Below are 17,266 nucleotides of genomic sequence, written 5' to 3'. Positions count from 1 at the left end.
CTGACGGTGGCGGCGAAAACACCGCCGATGCCTTACCGGCTCCTGAAGCTGGCTGAGCCATATACGTAATCAGGAAATGTTTTTATGCGTTTTCCTGATCGCTGAGATCGAACCAGCCCATGGCCCGCTGCAACACCACGGTACGGAGTTGGCTGGCCAGCGAGTGACGGACACGCTGCGGATCACGTGGATCGACCAGGTGGTCCCCAAGCGCGTCTATGGCGCCGCTGTTATCGAGGGCTTCACGTAGCAGCAGAGCACCGCTGTCGCTGGTGCTGCGCTGGCTGCTCATTTCGACGCGGACATAGCCATTGAAGGAGGGTGTCATGGTGGATACAGTTTCACCCATAGCGGATGGTCCTCTTGAATCAGGTTCTTGGCGGAACGCACTGATTTCTCATGAGAATGCCTTCCGCTATCTTCGTTTTCAGGCCGCCCTCATGAAGATCCCGGAATTAGTTAGCTTCTTCCGGCTTCGCCTGCATTTATTAGTGGGCTTCGTCGATGTTGCCCCGGAAATCCTTCTCGCAGTTCAGATCAAAAATGTACTGGACGGCCGTGTCTATGCCGTGCGCTTATCCTTAAAGAGGTTCAACCACGACTCAAGCAGTGCGTCCGGGTTGGTCTCGTTCAGGGCAAAAAGTAAAAACCGTCGAAGACTTTGTTACTGAAGTAGCACGCCAGCAAAGCGTTCGGAATCTGCAAGAAAAAGCGCTCGTTATGTACAGTCTCGCCATGCTTTCTTCTCCATCCGGTTTGCACGGAATCTCCTTGGATAACAATGTACGATACAGTATATTGCAGTACATTTGCAGCCACCTCCGCGAGGGATTCTGATGCCCAACACCAAAACCGCTACTGTGACCTTCCGTATTGACCCAGCGGTGAAGGAGGCACTCCGTGCCGCCGCATCACGCGAGCACCGTTCCATTGCCAACATGGTGGAAGTGCTCATACGTCAGCACTGCGGACGCAACGGGATTGCGATCCCCGAGCAGGGAGCGCTGTTCAATGATGTTCGCACACCAGTGTCAGAGAAGAAATAAAGCAAGATTAATTTAAGTAGAAACAATCCGGGGGCAACGATGGAAGGTAATGGCAAGTTGGATAAGGCGAAGGCAGAAGGCCGAGCACCTCGTGGTGCGCTCAAGCTTTCGGAGCAGGAAAAGCAGGACATTATCCGCTTTTTGGAGGTGGACAAACCGCTGCCGGATAAGTATCGCTTTCTGTTGTTCGATGACAAGCGCGAGGTGGAACTCCTTTGGAACGGCAAGACCAATGAGGTCTGCAACATCGTGCTGCCGTTTCAGACCATTGAGCAGGTGGACGAGCCACGCGCCGAAAAGCCTGAGGACTCCGCCCTACAGTCGGACCTGTTTGCCATGGATAATCGGGGCCGTCAGCTCCAGGGTTGGACAAACAAGCTCATTTGGGGTGACAACAAGTTGATCCTGTCCTCGCTCAAGAACGGACCGCTGCGCGAGGAGATCGAGAAACAGGGTGGCCTCAAGCTGATCTACATCGACCCGCCCTTCGACGTGGGCGCCGACTTTTCCATGGACATCGAAATCGGCGGCGACACCTTCACCAAGAAACCCAACATTCTTGAAGAAATCGCTTACCGCGATACTTGGGGCAAGGGCGCGGACTCATTCATCGCCATGATCTACGAGCGGCTGATCCTTATGCGCGACCTGTTGGCCGAGGATGGGAATATTTTTGTGCACTGTGATTGGCGGGTGACGAGTTATATCCGCGAAGCCCTTGACGAGGTTTTTGGAAAGGAAAATATCCGAAACGAAATTATCTGGGCATTTACGGGCCCTGGTTCCCCAGGAATGAAGCAGTATAATCGGAAGCACAATACGATTTACTGGTATTCAAAGTCGAAAGACAACTGGTTGTTCAACGACGATGCAATAAGAATCGCTCACCATGATAAAACATCAGGAAATTTTAAATCAGGCTTAGAAGGTTCGGGGTTTCGAGCCGACACGTATGCGCTACCAAGTGGTAAAATACCAGAATCATGGTGGGAGATGGCAATAGCTCAACGGTTCCCTGTAGATGGCATCAAAAGAGTAGGTTATCCCACTGAAAAGCCGTGGGCTCTGCTTGAAAGAATTATTTTAGGTTCAAGCGCTGAAGGTGATCTGGTCGCAGACTTATTCTGTGGAGGAGGTATTCTTCCTGCCGTTGCTGAGACTAACGGTCGAAAATGGATCGCATCAGACCTAGGCAAGTTTGCTATCCACACCACCCGCAAGCGCATGATCGGCGTGCAGCGCCAATTGAAGGGTGCCGGAAAGGACTATCGCGCCTTCAAGATCCTCAACTTGGGAAAATATGAACGCCAGCACTATGTTGGTGTTAATTCCGACCTGCGCGAGGAGCAGAAAAAACAGCAGCTCGCAGCTAAGGAAGCGGCCTTCCTTAACCTGATCCTGCGCGCCTACCAGGCGGAGAAGGTTGAGGGTTTCACGACATTCAACGGCAAGCGCACCGGGCGGCTAGTAGCAGTGGGGCCGGTTAACATGCCGGTCACCCGGCTGTTCGTTGAAGAAATCATTCTGGAGTGCCGCAAGAAGCATATCACCAAGGTGGACATTCTCGGCTTCGAGTTCGAGATGGGGCTGTTCCCTAATGTGCTGGACGAGGCGCGCGGCAAAGGCATCGACATCGCGCCCAAGTATATACCAGCAGATGTGTTCGACAAGCGAGCGGTGGAGAAGAAACAGGTAGTGTTTCACGATGTCTCCTATATCGAGGTCAAGTCCCATGTGAAAAAGAATATGGTGGCGGTGGAGCTGACTGACTTCTCGGTATTTTATTCCCAAGATTCCATCGCCAATGCTGAGGCGACCCTGAAGAACAAGGGCCGCAAGATCGTAGTTGAGAAAGGCCAGATCGTGAAGGTGAGCAAGGATAAAGACGGTATCGTCACTCGCGAGCAACTTACCCAACACTGGACCGACTGGATTGATTACTGGTCTGTGGATTTCGACTTTGAGAGCAAGCGCGAGATAGTGCGCATCCAGAACGCCGAAACCGGCGAAGTTGAGGAACAGTGGACCGGCGACTACGTGTTCGAGAACGAATGGCAGAGTTTTCGCACCAAAAAAAAACGCTCGTTGGAACTGACCAGCGTGGCGCACGAACTCCCCACGGGGCGGCGCAAGATTGCCGTGAAGGTGGTGGACATCTTCGGTAATGACACCATGACCATTGAGGAAGTGAACGTGGGAGGGAATAAATAATGGCGCTTCATTCGGACTTTCCTGATTCCCCTCACGCGATCCTTGATCCGGATATCCGCTGGTTTCCAGCAGACGAGGCTCTGCGCGAGACCAGCATGGACAAACTCATGCCGCCCCTGGTGGCTTCCCTGCGCAAGAAAGTGAAGGAGTTCCGAGACAGCGGATACGTGGGGGCAAGTGACACGAGCAGAAGCTTGCTCAACTGGTGGTTCAAGGAGCCCCATTTGCAGCCGCAGACTGACGGCACGTCGTCAGAATTCCATTATTTTTTTGCGCAACGCGAGGCACTCGAAACGGTCATCTATCTGTATGACGTGGTGGGTGCCAGGGACAAGTTCGACCTCATGCGTTTTGACAGCAGCGGGGCGTTGTCGGCGCAGATGTTCGATGAAACCTGGCGGCGCTATGTGATCAAGATGGCCACGGGCAGCGGCAAGACCAAGGTGATGAGCCTGGCACTTGCCTGGAGCTTTTTTCACAAGCTGTACGAGCCGGATTCCGAATTGGCGCGCAATTTCCTGGTGATCGCGCCCAACATTATCGTGTTGGATCGGATCTACAAAGACTTTCAGGGGCTGCGAGTCTTCTTTGAAGACCCAGTGATACCCGACAACGGTTTTGATGGGCGCAACTGGCGGGATGATTTTCAGCTTAACTTGCACCTGCAAGACGAAGTTCGGGTAATGCACCCCATCGGCAACATCTTTCTGACCAATATCCATCGTGTCTATGCTGGAGAGAATGTTCCACCTTCGCCGGACGATGATAACACAATGGACTATTTCCTTGGAAAGCGCCCCACGGGAGCAACGACAGATTCTCGTGTTGATTTAGGCATGATCGTACGCGATATCGATGAGTTGATGGTAATCAACGATGAGGCGCACCATATCCATGATTCGAGGCTAGCCTGGTTCCAGTCGATTCAAGATATTCACAACCGGTTGTTGCAGAAGGGCGATGCTTTGAGTCTGCAATTGGATGTGACAGCCACTCCAAAGCACAACAACGGCGCTATCTTCGTCCAAACAGTGGCCGACTATCCATTGGTGGAGGCCATTTCGCAGAATGTGGTCAAGCATCCGGTACTGCCCGATGCGGCCAGCCGCGCGAAGCTATCGGAACGGCAGAGTTCCAAGTATACAGAGAAGTATTCTGACTACCTCAATCTCGGCGTGATTGAATGGCGCAAGTCGTATGAGGAACATCAGAAGGTTGGTAAAAAAGCCATTTTGTTCGTAATGACTGACGATACCAAAAACTGTGATGATGTAGCAGAGTATCTGGAAGGGCGTTATCCTGAACTGAAAGACGCAGTGCTCGTCATTCACACCAAGAACAATGGTGATATTTCCGAGGCGCAGTCAGGCAAAGCCAAGGAAGAGCTGGAGCAGTTACGAAAGCAATCCAACGAGATTGATGATTCGAGCAGCCCCTATAAGGCTATTGTATCGGTACTGATGCTTAAGGAAGGCTGGGATGTGCGCAATGTGACAACCATCGTTGGGCTACGTGCCTATTCGGCAAAAAGCAATATTCTGCCCGAACAGACACTTGGGCGCGGATTGCGCAAGATGTATCCCGGTGGCATCGAGGAATATGTGAGCGTGGTGGGTACAGATGCTTTTATGGACTTTGTAGAGTCGATCCAGGCCGAGGGTGTGGAGCTGGAACGCAAGGCGATGGGCGAAGGAACCAAGCCCAAGACGCCGCTGGTGGTGGAAGTCGATAACGCCAATGAAAAGAAGGACATCGATAAACTGGATATTGAAATTCCTTTGTTGACGCCCCGTATCTATCGTGAGTACAAAAATCTAGCGGAATTGGACACCAAGTCTATGAGGTTCCAGCCCGTCATCTATCAGCAGTTTAGCGAGGAAGAACAGCGAGAAATTGTCTTCAAGGATATCACGACGGGAGGGGTAACACATAAGACAATACTAGATACCGCCGGGGTTGCTGACTACCGCAGTGTGATAGGTTATTTCGCTCAGACACTCATGAAGGAATTGCGGCTGGTAAGCGGTTATGACGTTCTTTATGGCAAGGTGAAAGGCTTTGTACAGAGTATCCTTTTTGGTCAGTCAGTGGATCTGGAGTCACCGAACACGTTGCGTAATCTATCTGAACTGGCTGCTACTAAGACCGTAATTGAGACTTTCAAGAAGGCGATAAATGATCTAACGGTGCGTGATAAGGGTGATGCCGAAATCCGCGACACCATAAAATTGAGACAGACCCGGCCCTTCGTAGTGAAGGACCAAGGGTATTTGATGCCTAAAAAAAGCCTCTTTAACCGAGTGATCGGCGACAGCCACTTTGAGCTAAAATTCGCCAGTTTCCTTGAAGAGTGCGACGACGTGGTGTCCTACGCCAAGAACTATCTAGCAGTCCATTTCAAGCTCGATTATGTGAAAGCGGATGGCGATATCTCTAACTATTACCCTGATTTTTTGGTGAAGCTTACCGATAAAAAGATTGTGGTAGTGGAAACTAAGGGACAAGAAGATCTGGATGTGCCGCAGAAACTGCAACGCTTGCGACAGTGGATAGAGGACATCAATGCAATACAAATGGGTGTGAGCTACGACTTCGTATATGTAGATCAGGAAGGGTTCGAGAAATACGGGCCAAAGTCGTTCTCGGATGTATTGTCGGGATTCCGGCAATATAAGGACTAGCTGTCTATTGGCCCCAACCCGACAGACCGAGGTAGGCCGGGCACCAAACGCCACCTGCTGACCGATCGCCAGGGTGTGCCTTTGGCTATTCAGCTGTCAGGAGCCAACGTGAACGACAGTGTGCCTCTGGCGGCGCTGCTTGAGAGCGTTTCGCCCCTGTCTTCAGGCTTGCCGGGGCGGCCTCGTCGTCGTCCCGGCAAGCTCCATGCGGACAAAGCATATGATCACCGGCGCTGCCGCCGGTCATGCCGGGCTCGCGGGATCCAGCCTCGTATTGCCCGCCGAGGCGTGGAAGACAGTCAGCGACTCGGGCAACATCGCTGGGTGGTCGAGCGAACCTTTGCCTGGTTGGGTCGGATGAGACGTCTCGTCACCCGCTATGAACGGCGCGTTGATATCCACTAGGCCTTGACGCTACTGGGCTATTCGCTGATCTGTTTCAACAAGCTTCAGGATAGGTTTTGAAAGGTGTTCTTAGTAACAGGAGTCGCATGCCACTTGCTCTCAGCATAATCAGAAGGATTTTTGGGCGCATCCGCAGGACTGAACTTACCAATCCGACATATTCCGTCGTCTACCTAGATCACCTTATATTCCCATTAGTCGGGGCCAGGTGAGAAATGCGAACGGTGGCGTGTTGTCAGGTAGCCGTAGTCCGGCTCATCAAACGAATCCCAGAATTCCTAGTCTGTAATTTCTCTATCAGGATCTGGGGGTTCGTAATCAAGGTAATCGGCCTCCCCAAAATCATAATCACTCATTAATCTCCTTATCTAGCATTAAAACTCCTGTGATTCTACCCTCACAAGCTACCACTAAACAATTGTGAACCTCTCTGTAATGTTTGGCGAGCCTCGCCTGGGATGGCCTTAGATCTGCCCCACAAATCCTGCATTTAGCCAAAGAACTTTTGGTGGCGGTTCTACTGGTTTTAACTGGTCTTTCCTTATTTTCTTTCCTTACCTCTCTTGGGCCGTCAAGCACCTTTTCGAACCCAATGCAATTGTATTTTTTTGTAGGATCATAGAAATCCCACGCCTCTCTCTCGTGTGGATCTTGAACACATAGCTGACCGTTAAGGTTTCTCGCGTCACCCCTACACTCGAATACAATAATCTTATCTTCGGCCTCCATGGAAAGCTTTGTCGAATGATAATAGCCAGAATACTCACACTGAGTCACTACACCAAGCGACGATAGCTTTGAAATATTATTCCTTTTTCTTTTAGCTCCTAAGCTCCCAGGCCTATTGCCAGTGCTATCCGCAAAGCAAGGATGTTCGTACCACGGAGGTGAAAGCGGTGGATCCAACCAGACTGAACCTCCATTGTGTCTTATAAAAAACACAAACCCACCGCAACGTGGGCAGCGACTAGGACGACAGCTACTATCTTTAGCGACAATAGATTCAGTTCTTGCCTGATAACTCGAATGTTTATCTTTAAAACTACCCCCGCCACCTTTTCCTAGATGCCCATCACCGCCCCATCCACAAGTGCAATCAAGGGGATGGTTCCATGCATTACAGCCCATATCTAGCCGACTCCTTGGGCTTGCCAGGGCAAGCTCACCATTCACTCGACTCGACCAGGGCCACAGCTTCAGCGCGCGCCTCTTCCACCTCAGCTGGGTCCAGCCGGTTCTCGAACATCTCACCCAGGGCCATTTCATCCTCGACCGACTGCCCGATGATCTGGCCACCGCCCTATCTGTCAACATAGTTGGCACATGACAAGAAGGAGTTCAACCGCTGGGAGTGGTTCATGGACCAGATGGATTTCCTGGCGCCATGACCCGACTGATGGTCGCGCTGTCGCCGAACTACTCCATGAAATCGGTGGGAAAGCGGAATCGGCTGCCCATCGGCGTGGTACTCATCCTTGCAGATCTACTACCTACATCGGTAGTGCACATTCGTCGACAAGGAGCATTGAGAATGCCATCTACGACAGCCAGGCCATGCGCGATTTCATCGGTATCGATCTCGCTCTTGAAAGCGTGCCCGATGCCACGACGCTGCTACGGTTCCGCCACCGGCTGGAGAAGCATGCCCTGACGCAGCGTATCTTCGCGGAGATGAACGCCAGCCTGACGGAGCAGGGTCTGTTCATGCGTGAGGGCACCATCGTCGACGCCACCATCGTGTCGGCCGCCCCCTCCACCAAGAACCATGCCAGGCAGCGCGATCCGGAGATGAAGCAGACCAAGAAAGGGAATCAATGGTTCTTCGGGATGAAGGCCCATATCGGCGTCGATTCGGTCACCGGGCTGACCCACAGTGTCGCCGCCACCTCGGCCAACGTCGCTGATGTCTCCATGGTCGGCCATCTGGTCCGGGATGACGACAAGCGGGTATACGGCGATACAGGCTTGGGGAAATACCTGGACGAAGAGAAGAACGATTCGACATCCCGGTGCGGTATCGCCGTCATGCGGGGTGACACCAAGAAGCGACGTTCTGTCTGAAAAGTCCTGATTGCTACACTACCTCCTGTCATGACAGGGGAGGTGCGTATGACAGGACGTTACGAACTTTCCGACGAGCGCTGGCACATGATCGAGGATATCGTTTCCCCACCGCAGGACATGGGGCGCCCTCAACGAGATGACCGCCAGATGCTCAACGGCATCTTCTGGATCCTCTGTTCCGGTGCCAAATGGCGGGATCTGCCCGAGCGTTTCGGCCCGTGGAAAACGGTCTATCAGCGCTTTCGTCAGTGACGAGATGACGGCACACTCGAACGTATCCTGTCACGCCTTCACCTGAAGCTTCGGAAAGATGGCTATATGGACCTCGATACCTGGATGGCCGATTCCACCTCGATCCGAGCGACTCGCTCTGCCGCTGGTGGCGGTAAAAAGGGGGCTCTGAGGAACCATTAGACCATGCCCTTGGGCGAAGCCGAGGCGGCCTGACCACCAAGATCCACCTGGTTTGCGATACTAATGGCGTGCCCCTGAGCTTCCTGCTATCGCCTGGTCAGCATGCCGATTCACGCTATTTCGTGCCTGTCATGGAGCAGATCCGCTTGCCAGGTCATACGGGACGGCCCGCAAACGCTGCCGCCATCTGCTGGCCGACCGAGGTTACGATAGTGATCGATTGCGTCGCTACTGCGACCGGTACGGAATACGACCGACGATCCGGCACCGACAGATGCACCGCCGCCCCAGGCTAGGACTACCACGCCTGTTCGAGCGCCCGCGTTATCGGCGTCGCAATGTGATAGAGCGTCTGTTTGGCTGGCTGAAGGAAAAGCGGCGACGCTGTACTCGCTACGACAAGCTGGCAAAAAGTTACCGCGCCATGGTCACGCTGGCCTGCATCGAACGCTGTCTGCGGATCTATTTTTCAGACAGAGCGTAGTTTCGAGGAGCCATTTGACGAGAGGATGAAGTCCTGGTTAGGCGCGAATCTGAAGAAGCCAGCGGGCGGGGCGTGGGGTATGGGGGTCATGGTTGCGACCAAAGTTTTAAGTGAGGCTGCGCTCAAGTACTATGGGCTTAAGTGAGGCGATCAGCCTCGGTGGCATCAATAAAAATCTAACGTGGCGCTCAAGCGGACAAGCTCTTCCGCGTGCTCCAGACCCTGCGGCTTAGCTCTGCGTCATCGCGATAAAGGATAGCTAGATGGAAAACTTGATTGCCTTCCTCAATCAAAACTCGGGTGCGCTGACAGTCGTCTTCACAGGGGTTGTCACATTGGCAACGATGGTTTATGCCGCCCTTACGGCTATATTGGTTTCTGAAACTAGGAAGCTTCGGCAAGTACAAACCGAGCCCCGTATAGAAATTACCGTTGACGTGCTTGATTTTTCGGTGAATATAGTTCGGTTGTGTGTTCGAAACATCGGCGAGGGGCCGGCTAAAAACGTTAAGTTTGAACCATCAGTGATTGACGGTGACGAGATTGGTGAAAGTCTTCTAGAAGAATTCCTCTCGCCGAACTTCTTCAAGACAGGTCTTAGATATTTCGGCCCGGGTCAATTCCGGTTCTCTGGGCACACTCAGACGAACAAAAATTTCGAGGCTAAGGTTAGCTCTGCTCTATCTTTTAAAGTGGCGTACGAGAGCGTTACAGGAAAGAAGTATGAGGAAGAGATAGTTGTCGATATGGCAGAGTTACGTGGTCGTTACCAGCTTGGTAAGCCTAACCTTTACTCTATTGCAAAAAGTATGGAGATGATCCAGAAAGACCTTCATCATATTACGACGGGCTTCAAGCGAATTAAAGTGGATAGCTATGAAAGCGATGATCGTGAGAGAGAGGAGAAGGAGCGGGAGGAGTGGATGCGCGAGGCAGCAGTAGAACTGGAGCGCAATAAAAAGTAAGTCAAGCGGACGCTCGTGATCTCGCACCGATTAGTTAAGCGTTATTTCCGCAACTCTCAATGTCTCCTTCTGGCCGAGGCTGTGTGAAAACCCAAAAAATAGTTGCCAATTCCCGTATCCGTCTGACAGGCGACGCTCAGCAGCCATCAAGCCTTCCCAGAGCATTTCGATCATCGCCAGATACGAGGTTAATCAAAGCGCTTCCCGGGGAATTTCCCCTGGCAAGCTTCACAGGCCTCTACAGGCGCTATTAAAGAGCGGCAAACACGCTATGCCCGCATCGCCTGGATCAATCCCTTGGTACCGAGGATCTTGTGGTTGTTGTATACAATTGTCAGTGTGCAGTTCAATACCAAGGCATTGTAGTTTTTTGCTTCCAGGCCAGAAGCGGTTATTGCCACTCGTCTTGTGGCAACCATATCAGCCTGATGCTTCGCTGCTTTTCCATCCTTGCGGCGATGCGGGATAGCGACCACTCTTGGTTGATCTATGATTCGAGATCAATAGCATGTGCGGCCGCTTCGCTCTCTATAGTCCTTACCCCAAGCTCTCTGAGTCTCTGCGCTTGCCGCTGGAAGCCGGGAAGGTGACGCCGCGCTACAACGTGGCGCCGGGTACCTTCGTTACGGCGGTTCGCCGTGCCGATGACGAGGCGCCTCTGGTGATGGACAAGCTGTGGTGGGGCTATCGGCCACACTGGGCGAAAGGGAAGGGGAAGGGGGAGGCGCCACAGTCGATCAACGCCACTGTCGAGAAAGTCGCCACTTCCAACTACTTCAAGGGGGCCTTCCGCCAACATCGTTGCCTAATTCCGGCCGACGGGTGGTATGAGTGGTTGCCAGTCGATGGCAAGAAACAGCCGCATTTTCTCACACGTACCGATGGTGAACCGATCTGGCTGGCGGGGATCTGGGCCCAGCGTGCAGACGGCACGCCGGGTTGCGCGATCATCACCGAGCCTGCACGCGGGACGGCTAAGGAGATTCACTCGCGCATGCCGCTGTTATTGGATGCAGATAGCCTCGCGCCATGGCTCGATCCTGACCTGACTGAACGCGAAACGATACGCAATGTGGTGCATCACCTGGATGCCGAATTGATAACGCACTGGGCGGTCAGCACGCGCGTTAACCCGCCAGGGAATGACTCGAACGCGGCACTGATCAACCCGGCGTAACCTTTTTTCATGGGCAACGCCCCCTGCTCTCTATCAGTAATATCACACTGTATTAGTTAACATGGATCATCGTTGAGTTGCTGCAAGGGGCGTACAGTGGAGTCATAGAGCCAGGGAGGGCTCACCAGGGAAGACCGAGCACGGAGGCTCACTGCACACAAGGACGCACGGACAGGATGTTCGTGGTGAGCAAACACGGAAGAAAAGGTAAAAGCCCAACCTGTGAAGGTTGGGCTTCCTCATTTCTAACGGGCTCTCCCATTCCCATCGCGCTTTGACGTTGAGAAGCTCACTCTATCGCGTCGTCCAGTGCGGCGTAGGGTTCGAACAGCGCAGGTCAGGCTGGGCCGGCCCGACGTAGCCAGGCACCCGTCGTCATGTCACTCCCGCGCTCTCCACCTTGTTAGCGTTTACCCATCCGTGCTGTCGGAATAGATTGATCTTCCTGAACGCGATCGCCACCATGGCGGCTTTTGTGTGGAGACAAGATGCGCACACCATGGCTTCTGACGCTGGTTGTCATGACACCGCTGGCTGCCCCTGCCGATGTCCTCATCGGCAGCTGGAACATCAAGCACCTCGGTTGGCAAAACGATAAAGCCTTCCCCGAAGTAGCCCACGTGGCCAACCACTTCGATCTGCTGGCCATCCAAGAATTAATGGATACCTCGGCGCTGGCACGGCTGGAACAGGAAGTCGAAGCTCTCTCTGGCGAGGCGTGGTCGTCCATGGCCAGCCACGAACTGGGCCATTCCTCGTATACCGAGCACTATGCGTTCCTGTGGCGGGAGAGCGAGGTCGCCTACGCCGATAGCGCGGTAGTGTTCCTGGACCACGGCGACATCTTCAGCCGCGAGCCCTATGCGGCGCGGTTTCGGGACGTGGAGACCGGTGACCTATTCACGACCGCGACGGTACACGTCGTCTACGGCGACAGCGTCGGCGACCGACTGCCGGAGATCGAGGCGCTGGCCGATTATTGGCAGTGGCTGGAGGAGATTGCCTCAGGTACGCCACGTTTGCTGCTCGGCGATTTCAACCTCGCCCCGGATCACGACGGCTGGGCACCGCTGCGCGCACTCGGTGCCCAGCCGGCCATCACCGAGGGTCGCTCCACGCTGTCCACCACGGCCGGTGAGTATGCCAATCTCTACGACAACCTCTGGTACGAAGCTGGCCGCCTCGAAGTGAGCGATCGTGGCATCCTGCGCTTTCCGGAGCTGCTGGCGTTGAATCACTTCGAGGCACGCGACCACATCTCGGATCACTTACCGGTCTACCTGGGTATCAACGGTGCTCGCCTTGCGCCGGAGCACGCCGACGGCGGTGGTGTGACGGTCGACACTATCACCCCGGACTGCATCGACCTCAATACCGACACACCCTCGCGACTTGATGATCTGCCGCATGTCGGCCCCGCCCGGGCGGAGGCGATCGTGGAAGGGCGCCCTTGGACCGCCGCTAGTGACCTTACGGCCATCAACGGCATCGGTGGGGGGCGTCTCGACGACATCCGCGATAGCGGTCTGCTGTGCGGCGGTTGAATCGGCGTGTGGAATTCGGCTTGCAGGATACGGCGTCGACTCTGATACTGGATATATATCCAGTTTAGAGGGAGTGCATGCTATGTCTTGGATCTCTGGCACCACCGCCGACGTTGTCGGCCACGCCGCGTCCACCGCCGGCGGCGTCACCCAACCCCTCCTCGGCAGTGGTGTCCGAGCGGGGTTTCCCAGCCCCGCCGACGATCACCTCGACCGCGACATCGACCTGCACGCCCATGTGGTCAAGCGACCGGCCTCGACTTTTTTTGTGCGCGCCGAGGGCGACTCGATGCACGAGGATGGCATCCACCACGGCGACCTGATGGTGGTCGATCGCAGCCTGGAGCCACTGCCGGGGCGGGTGATCGTGATCGCAGTGGACGGCGACTTGACCGTCAAGCGACTGGAACGGGTCGGGCAACGCACTTACTTGAATGCGCGCAGTCCCGCCTTCCAGCCCATCCCGCTCGACGGTCGCGAAACGCAGGTGTGGGGGGTAGTCACGCATGTGGTGCGTACTTTGCCCGGCGGACAATCATGATCGCCCTGGTCGACTGCAACAACTTTTATGTCAGCTGTGAGCGCGTCTTCAATCCGCGCCTGGAAGGCCTGCCGGTCGGGGTGCTTTCCAACAACGACGGCTGCGTGGTCGCGCGCTCCAACGAACTCAAGGCGCTGGGGGTGAAAATGGGCGAGGCCATGCACCTGCTGCCGCCGACTATTCGCCGCCAGGCCGTGCTGCTTTCCAGCAATTACGCCCTTTACGGTGACATGAGCCAGCGGGTTACCCGCACGCTCGCCGAGTTCTCCCCGCACGTCGAGGTCTACTCCATCGACGAAAGCTTCGTGGGTTTCCAGGGCTTCGACCCGGCGACGCTGGAAGCACGCGGCCAGCGCCTGCGCCAAACCGTCCAGCAGTGGACCGGCATCCCGGTCTCGGTCGGCTTCGCTCCCACGCGAGTACTCGCCAAGGTCGCCAACCATGCCGCCAAGAAGATTTCCGTTTACGAAGGCGTCTGCCGGCTCGACGCCGAGGGTCCCGCGACCCGCGCGCTGCTGCGGCAGCTGCCTGTCACCGAGCTGTGGGGCGTGGCTCGCCGTACCGGCGAGCGCCTGGCGTTGATAGGCATCGACACCGCCTGGCAGCTGCGCGAAGCCGACCCCAAGCGCATGCGCCGCGCTTTTTCGGTGGTACTAGAGAGGATCATTTGGGAGCTGCGCGGGCGTCCCGCCATCGAGCTGGATGACATGACCGCCGCCAAGCAGCAGATCATGGTATCGCGCAGCTTCGGGCGCCTGACCTCCGATCCCGCCGAGTTGCGTGAGGCCATCCGACAACACGTCGCCAGGGCCGGGGAGAAGCTGCGCCGCCAGGGCAGCATGACCAGCGCCGTGATGGTGTTCGTGCGCACCAACCCCTTCCAACTCGACCAGCCGCAATATCGTAAGAGCGTCGTCGTGCCCCTGGCGCGGCCCAGCGACGACACCCGCGACCTCGCCCACGCCGCTAATCGCGGCCTCGAGGCCATCTTCCTCAAGGGCTACCGTTACCAGAAGGTCGGCGTGATGTTGCTCGACCTCACCGCCGACACCCATCGGCAGCTCTCGCTCGATGACACCCTGCAAAGCGAGGCCGACCGGCAACGCAGCCAACGGCTGATGGCCACCGTCGACAAGCTCAACCGCGAGCTGGGAAGAGATGCTGTACGGCTTGGCCTGCCGCGCAAAAACAACGCCTGGGCGCTACGCTGTGAGAGAAGGACGCCAAGATATACGACGCGGTGGGAGGAGCTACTGAGGATAAAGCTATAAGAAAAAGTGACAATAGTTTGGTCGCTATATAAGCTATACTGTATTAAAAAAAGAAGGTGGTATTCCGTGCGGCTAAAGACGGCTATCGACCCAAAGCGGAAGCCTTGGCAAGTGCAGCTGGCATGTTCATCTGTGTTAGCAGATAAATCCATATGGTAGAAAAAGATGGCCAAACAAATAGTCACTTGTAGTGGAAACATGCAGGCGGGCGAGGCACGAATAGGACAAATCGTCACATCAAAAGCGTACATGGCTAGTGCCGAAGGGCTTCTGCACGGTGTGCTCGCTTTGTCGGGAATTGAAAAAGATGTTGCCCCTTCAAGAGCTTTTTTAGCTGCTCAAGTTTTAGAGTGTGCGCTGAAAGCCTACCTTTCCAATAGTGGAGTATCGGAGGCTGACCTAAAGAAAAAGTGTCGGCGACACAATTTAGAAGTGTTGTGGCAAGAGGCTGTTTCAAAAGGACTTGGCGTTCCTGTCTCACCGCCGGACTGGTGTGTGACGCTAAACCAGCTTCATGACACCCCGTACCATTTGCGCTATCCGGTCCGCGTGCACGGATTAGTTTTGCCTAGGGCTGAACCATTGACATCTGAATTGAAGTCAGTCGTGGAAACTGTTTCAAATAACGTTCGATTGCTTGATACAGGAAAGAATTAATTTTATGAGATTTTGCAATATCCCAATCTTAGAGCTGCTAACCAGGCGCTCCAGCCGACCGGTTTCCGATGCCGCTCCAAACCGGCGGTTGAGCGCAGGCGTTAGGCCGCGAGGTACTTGGATGGTCCGAAAAGATGGCTGAGCGTCTTAGCGATGAAGGTGTTGTAGCCCAAGTGGGCACCGCGACTGTTCACATGAAGCCCGTCGGCTTTGCTTTGTACGCCGACGAGTTCTTGCTGGCCGGATTATCCATCCCAGACCAGTCTCGCGCTCGAGGAAACACTACGTTTACGCCGGTTCCGTACTACCTCTTCTGCCGCGCACTTGAACTTGCCTTGAAAGCGTTCCTTCTGACCAAAGGCGAGTCACTGGATAGCCTGAAGAAGAAGTACCGTCATGATCTCGTAAAGCTGTGGCGGAAGGCACAGCTTTACGGCATTCTGGAGGCGATCGACTTCCGCTCTCCAGGGTTCGAGAATCATATAGTTAGTGCCAATAAATATTACAAGGGAAAGACATTTGAGTATTTCGATTTCCGCCGGTGGGCACATGGCTACGAGGATTTGCCACCGTTCGAGTGCTTTCGAGATGAAGTCAATAAGGTCGTTGTTCAGATCAAGAAGCACTGCTTCGCCGTTTCCTGACTGTATGGTGAAAAGGGTCAGCCTAACGAAGGGGTTAAGCCTCAGGGAGAAAATTTGTGCATTACGCGAAATCTAAGCGCGAGAAAAAGTCTCTATGCAATCTCTGTCGAGAGGAAAAGGCGCTCTCTTGGGACCATGTTCCACCGAAAGGCGGGATAGATCTTGGTCCGGTTGAAATGGAAACGGTTTTCGAGATTATGGCCGGAGACCGTGAGAAGCCCAAGTTGAGGGAATCGCAAAATGGGGTCAAATATCGGACCATTTGCAGAGAATGCAACTCACTTCTAGGGCGTGAGTATGATCCCACCATTAACGATTTTGCTACGTCTGTTGGGCGTTATCTAAAATCGGGCATCGCGCTTCCTGAAGAGCTTTCCCATAAAGTTAAGCCGCAAAGGTTAATGAAGGCTTTGCTCGGGCACATTGTGTCCGCCAAGGTTGAAATAGAAGATACCGCTTTTGATCAGGGGGCAAGAGAATATGTGCTAGATCCTAACATGCCGCTTCCTGATGACATTCACATTTTCTATTGGATTTATCCTTACGCTACATCGGTAACTATCAGAGATTTCGGCATGTTTGTTCCTAGAGGAACATTCAATGAGCCTGCTGTATTCCAAGTGCTCAAATATTATCCCGTATCTTATCTGTGCAGCACAACGCCCGAATACGCCGGACTTCCAATCCTGTCTAGGTATCGTGATGCTGAGTTAGATTGCGAAATTGAGATCCCAATAAATTTGAAACGGGTAGAAGGTCCGTACTGGCCTGAAGCACCGAGTGACGAAGACAACAACGTATTTTTTGGCGGGCAAAGTGCTACTGCGGCGGTTCATGCACGGCCCAGAGAAAATAAGGCTTAGCAAGGGGGGGCAACGGGACACCAACTCGCTTCAGTACGAAGGACCTTTCGAAAAGGTACTGACAAAGTGGAGCAAAAGCACACAACCAATGCGTCAACGAGACCAGTTTTCCGTATCGCTCCAGACCGGCCCATTACGCTGACGTTAGTAGGCTCTCAAAGGCCGCTTCTGGCCGAGGCTGTGTGAAAACGTGGCTACCGCTATACTCTACCCGTGACAGCTCGTGGAGGTGCCGATGAAGCGCTTCGTTGCAGGTGAGTCCCGGTCTCAAGCCACGTTGTTCCCTGAGCTTCTTGATG

The 17,266-nt window shown here is 54.3% G+C and carries 13 protein-coding genes and 4 pseudogenes; 15 read left to right on the top strand and 2 right to left on the bottom strand.

Going from position 1 to position 17,266, the window contains the following annotated elements:
- Positions 1 to 91 precede the first annotated feature (91 nt).
- Positions 92 to 349: pseudogene (locus KG088_RS18960) on the bottom strand (transposase); the annotation flags it as partial.
- Here KG088_RS18960 and KG088_RS18955 point away from each other — a divergent pair.
- The 5 genes and pseudogenes from KG088_RS18955 to KG088_RS18935 form a co-directional block, all read left to right on the top strand.
- Positions 327 to 671 carry a hypothetical protein gene (locus KG088_RS18955; protein ID WP_213828107.1) on the top strand — a complete coding sequence of 115 codons (345 nt, stop codon included), beginning with the start codon at positions 327 to 329 and terminating at the stop codon, positions 669 to 671. The pseudogene KG088_RS18960 and the gene KG088_RS18955 overlap by 23 nt on opposite strands.
- Positions 672 to 836: 165 nt before the next feature.
- Positions 837 to 1,046, top strand: coding sequence for a hypothetical protein (locus KG088_RS18950; protein WP_213828106.1), 210 nt, complete (start codon positions 837 to 839; stop codon positions 1,044 to 1,046).
- 39 nt (positions 1,047 to 1,085) lie between these two features.
- Positions 1,086 to 3,257, top strand: a complete 2,172-nt coding sequence (locus KG088_RS18945) for a DNA methyltransferase (RefSeq protein WP_213828105.1) — start codon at positions 1,086 to 1,088, stop codon at positions 3,255 to 3,257.
- Positions 3,257 to 5,938 (top strand): DEAD/DEAH box helicase family protein, encoded by a 2,682-nt coding sequence (locus KG088_RS18940; protein ID WP_213828104.1) that lies wholly within the window; start codon positions 3,257 to 3,259, stop codon positions 5,936 to 5,938. The genes KG088_RS18945 and KG088_RS18940 overlap by 1 nt, the downstream gene beginning before the upstream one ends.
- Positions 5,939 to 5,947: 9 nt before the next feature.
- A pseudogene (locus KG088_RS18935) lies at positions 5,948 to 6,343 on the top strand (IS5 family transposase); the annotation flags it as partial.
- 348 nt (positions 6,344 to 6,691) lie between these two features.
- Here the strand turns inward: KG088_RS18935 and KG088_RS18930 are convergent.
- Complete coding sequence (locus KG088_RS18930; RefSeq protein ID WP_213828103.1) at positions 6,692 to 7,072, bottom strand: hypothetical protein; 381 nt, start codon at positions 7,070 to 7,072, stop codon at positions 6,692 to 6,694.
- 587 nt (positions 7,073 to 7,659) lie between these two features.
- On the opposite strand from KG088_RS18930, the pseudogene KG088_RS18925 reads away from it, so the two are divergent.
- The 10 genes and pseudogenes from KG088_RS18925 to KG088_RS18880 form a co-directional block, all read left to right on the top strand.
- A pseudogene (locus KG088_RS18925) lies at positions 7,660 to 8,389 on the top strand (IS5 family transposase); the annotation flags it as partial.
- A gap of 63 nt (positions 8,390 to 8,452) precedes the next feature.
- Positions 8,453 to 9,305 (top strand): annotated as a pseudogene (locus KG088_RS18920) (IS5 family transposase).
- Positions 9,306 to 9,568: 263 nt separating this feature from the next.
- Positions 9,569 to 10,270, top strand: coding sequence for a hypothetical protein (locus KG088_RS18915; RefSeq protein ID WP_213828101.1), 702 nt, complete (start codon positions 9,569 to 9,571; stop codon positions 10,268 to 10,270).
- 508 nt (positions 10,271 to 10,778) lie between these two features.
- Positions 10,779 to 11,447 carry an SOS response-associated peptidase gene (locus KG088_RS18910; protein ID WP_213828099.1) on the top strand — a complete coding sequence of 223 codons (669 nt, stop codon included), beginning with the start codon at positions 10,779 to 10,781 and terminating at the stop codon, positions 11,445 to 11,447.
- Positions 11,448 to 11,935: 488 nt separating this feature from the next.
- Entirely contained in the window at positions 11,936 to 12,991 is a 1,056-nt protein-coding gene (locus KG088_RS18905) for a helix-hairpin-helix domain-containing protein (protein ID WP_213828097.1), read from the top strand.
- Between the two features lie 82 nt (positions 12,992 to 13,073).
- Positions 13,074 to 13,532: a LexA family protein gene (locus tag KG088_RS18900; RefSeq protein ID WP_213828094.1), complete on the top strand. Its 459-nt coding sequence runs from the start codon at positions 13,074 to 13,076 to the stop codon at positions 13,530 to 13,532.
- The gene (locus KG088_RS18895; protein ID WP_213828092.1) at positions 13,529 to 14,803 is read left to right on the top strand and encodes a Y-family DNA polymerase; all 1,275 of its coding nucleotides are present in this window, start codon (positions 13,529 to 13,531) and stop codon (positions 14,801 to 14,803) included. Before KG088_RS18900 ends, KG088_RS18895 begins: the two co-directional genes overlap by 4 nt.
- Positions 14,804 to 14,968: 165 nt before the next feature.
- On the top strand, positions 14,969 to 15,460 hold the full coding sequence (locus KG088_RS18890; protein ID WP_213828091.1) for a hypothetical protein: 492 nt from the start codon (positions 14,969 to 14,971) through the stop codon (positions 15,458 to 15,460).
- A 134-nt stretch (positions 15,461 to 15,594) separates the two neighbouring features.
- Entirely contained in the window at positions 15,595 to 16,104 is a 510-nt protein-coding gene (locus KG088_RS18885; protein WP_213828089.1) for a hypothetical protein, read from the top strand.
- 56 nt (positions 16,105 to 16,160) lie between these two features.
- Entirely contained in the window at positions 16,161 to 16,967 is an 807-nt protein-coding gene (locus tag KG088_RS18880) for a hypothetical protein (protein ID WP_213828087.1), read from the top strand.
- The last annotated feature ends 299 nt before the right edge of the window (positions 16,968 to 17,266 follow it).

The organism is Halomonas jincaotanensis (assembly GCF_018448785.1).
Taxonomy (GTDB): Bacteria; Pseudomonadota; Gammaproteobacteria; order Pseudomonadales; family Halomonadaceae; genus Halomonas; species Halomonas jincaotanensis.
The sequence above is the reverse complement of the archived record's forward strand: the minus strand, read 5'-3'. Positions and strand labels throughout refer to the sequence as shown.